Source organism: Novosphingobium chloroacetimidivorans (genome assembly GCF_014204535.1).
Lineage (GTDB): Bacteria > Pseudomonadota > Alphaproteobacteria > Sphingomonadales > Sphingomonadaceae > Novosphingobium > Novosphingobium chloroacetimidivorans.
In genome coordinates, this window is sequence record NZ_JACHLR010000068.1 from 1 (window position 1) to 2,626 (window position 2,626).

1 protein-coding gene and 3 pseudogenes are annotated in these 2,626 nt (G+C 59.6%); 2 read left to right on the plus strand and 2 right to left on the minus strand.

What is annotated here, in order from left to right:
- Positions 1-84: 84 nt before the first annotated feature.
- Positions 85-522, plus strand: a pseudogene (locus HNO88_RS21775) (IS5 family transposase); the annotation flags it as partial.
- 22 nt (positions 523-544) lie between these two features.
- On the opposite strand, the pseudogene HNO88_RS21780 reads toward HNO88_RS21775, so the two are convergent.
- Positions 545-1,105 (minus strand): annotated as a pseudogene (locus HNO88_RS21780) (IS5 family transposase); the annotation flags it as partial.
- Positions 1,105-1,604, minus strand: a pseudogene (locus HNO88_RS21785) (transposase); the annotation flags it as partial. The pseudogenes HNO88_RS21785 and HNO88_RS21780, both read right to left, overlap by 1 nt.
- A 303-nt stretch (positions 1,605-1,907) precedes the next feature.
- Here HNO88_RS21785 and HNO88_RS21790 point away from each other — a divergent pair.
- Complete coding sequence (locus tag HNO88_RS21790) at positions 1,908-2,183, plus strand: hypothetical protein (RefSeq protein WP_184250909.1); 276 nt, start codon at positions 1,908-1,910, stop codon at positions 2,181-2,183.
- Positions 2,184-2,626 lie beyond the last annotated feature (443 nt).

Here is a 2,626-nt window from a genome sequence, read left to right on the forward strand (position 1 = left end):
TGATATGTCCATGACCCTCGCTCCTTCCTCAAACGACCTGCTGCCGTAAGGCAACAACGCTTCGCTAAGGGGCGAGCCATCCATAAAGGGGGATCCGGAGATCGTGGCATGGGACGTTCCCGAGGTAGCCTCACAAGCAAGATCCATGCGCTCGTTGACGCTGACGGTCGCCCCGTCGCGCCGCGCCTGACCGGCGGGCAGGTCCACGACAGCCAGGAAGCCGAGGCCTTGCTCGATGCCACGCCCGAGGGCGCGACCCTGCTGGCTGACAAGGGCTACGACAGCAACGCCATCCGCGAAGCTGCTGCCCGCAAGAATGTCTGAGCCAACATCCCGTCACGTTCCAATCGCAAGCTCCGCTTCCCGTTCTCGGGCTGGCTCTACCGCCAACGCAACCTGGTCGAGCGCTTCTTCAATCGCATCAAGCATTTCCGGGGCATCGCCACCCGCTACGACAAGTCCCCTGAAAACTACCTCGCCGCCGTCAAACTCATCTGTGCCCGCATCTGGTGCGCCGCGTAATGAGTCCACACCCTAGTCTCGTTCAGAGCCAGAAGGCCACGGCAGCTGCGAGGCTTACGGCTGAGAGGAAGTTCCTGGCGAGCTTATCGTAGCGTGCAGCGATGCGGCGGAAGTTCTTGAGGCGGCAGAACATGGCCTCGACCCGCCATCGACCTTTGTAGCGGCGTTCGTCGTACTGGATTGGGCGCTTGCGGTTGCGCCGCCCTGGGATGATTGGGATCGTGCCCTGTTCGCGCAAGGCGGCCCTGATACGGTTGGCGTCGTAACCGCGGTCGGAGATCACCCGCTTCATGCCGGTGGTCTCGCCGATCAGAATATCGGCCCCTTTCACATCCGAGGTGTTGCCAGGCGTCAGGACGAGGCGGAGTGGCTTTCCCAGAACATCGACAAGGGCGTGGATCTTCGTTGTCCGGCCGCCACGCGAGATCCCAATGGCATTGGCTCGCGCCCCCCCCTTCGCTCCACCGGCGCTGCGGTGGCCCTTGATGTAGCTGCTGTCGATCTGACCGGTCTCGGCGATCCAGCCTTCCTCCGTCAGCGCCGCCAGAACGCGGGTCCAGATGCCCTGGCGGCTCCACCGGTTACGCGGTTGAAGCAGGTCTCGCCGTGATCCAGAAGGTCGTCGTGCAGCTTGCGGTAGCCGTAGACCTTGCCGCTGTCGTTCCAAGCTTTGCGGATCAGATCGGTCTGCTGGGCATCTTCCCGAGCCCTTTGGCTAAGCGGGCTCTTCTGCCAAGCATTGAAACCGCTGGGCTGCACGGCGGAGCAGCGGCACATTGCCCGCACACCAAAGCGATCGCGATGCGCGTCGATGAACGCGTATCTCACTTTGCAACTCGAGCGAAATACTCGGTGGCTTTTTTTAGGATGTCGCGCTCCTCCGTCACTCCAGCCAGCTGGCGGATCTCGGCATCCTTGCCGGCATCACCAGATCCGACCTTCGCCAGCTGCCGCTTCCACGCATACAGTGAGTGCGGGCTAACCCCGAGCCGCTGCGAAACCTCTCCTACCGGATAACCTCGCTTGGTGATCTGCGCCACCGCATCGCGCTTGAACTCATCACTGAAACCCGGCTTCCCCATCAACGCCTCCTGTCCTCAAAACCAGGATCGAAGGCGTCCAGAAATCTAGGGGCTACTCATATCATAAAAGCGCTCTAGATCACCATGAGGCAGCCGCAACCCCACGATGGGTCAGCTACTTTGCCCGATGATCTCGCGGTGCTCATCATCACAGGCCGGTGATAGCCGCCCACCTCCGCCTCGACACAAGCGGGCTGGCGTCGCAGGGGAGCGTACGCCGGCCTGACCGCATGCAAATCTGGGTCACGGTTCGCGGCCATGACTCACTCGGGCATCCTGGCTGGTGAGCGAAGGAGAAGTGGTGTGGCAATCGACTGGCAGCAGCTACCGGAACGTGGCTCGATGTTGCCTTTCAACGGCGATCAAGTGCTACTTGCCGTGCCCAACCTAATTGGTACGAGTTTCGGCGGTGATGGTAAAAAGGTCGACGCCGATTTCCCCTTCTCGCTCCACTTGGCACGTTGGATCGATGAGCGGCTTGAGTGGACGACCAATGAGACGGATGAGGACACTGGCGGCTCTCTGTGGCTCAATCCGACGGTGCCAGTCTTTTGGGGTGAGGTCGAAATGCCTTACTGAACTGGTCGACCTTCGCCTCGACGGCTTCAAATTTACTGACGTTAAGCCGCGCCTACATTGTTTCAAGAAGACGACGGCTCGCAAGTGGCGTGCTGCATCGCCAGAGACATATTCTCGATCAGAGCTTCGCAACCAATCGGACTAAAGATGCCAGCAGCGATACAAGCTCAAAAGTATGCTGAGACGATCCACGGCATCGCTGGACATTGACGGTGCGATAATCTTTTTCATCTTTTTGCATCTTTCAAGGCCTGTTGCCGATCGATCCCGAACTTATTTGTCGCTCATGCGCCTGCTCTCATTCCTATCACGGTAGCGCTCGAGTTCTATGCAACATAGAATCACGATCTAGAGCATTTTCATGATGGGCGGAATCGGAGGGGGATTCCCATTGAGCCGATCGTGTGATTCATAGGCAGCCTCACGAAGGAGGCAGCGATGGG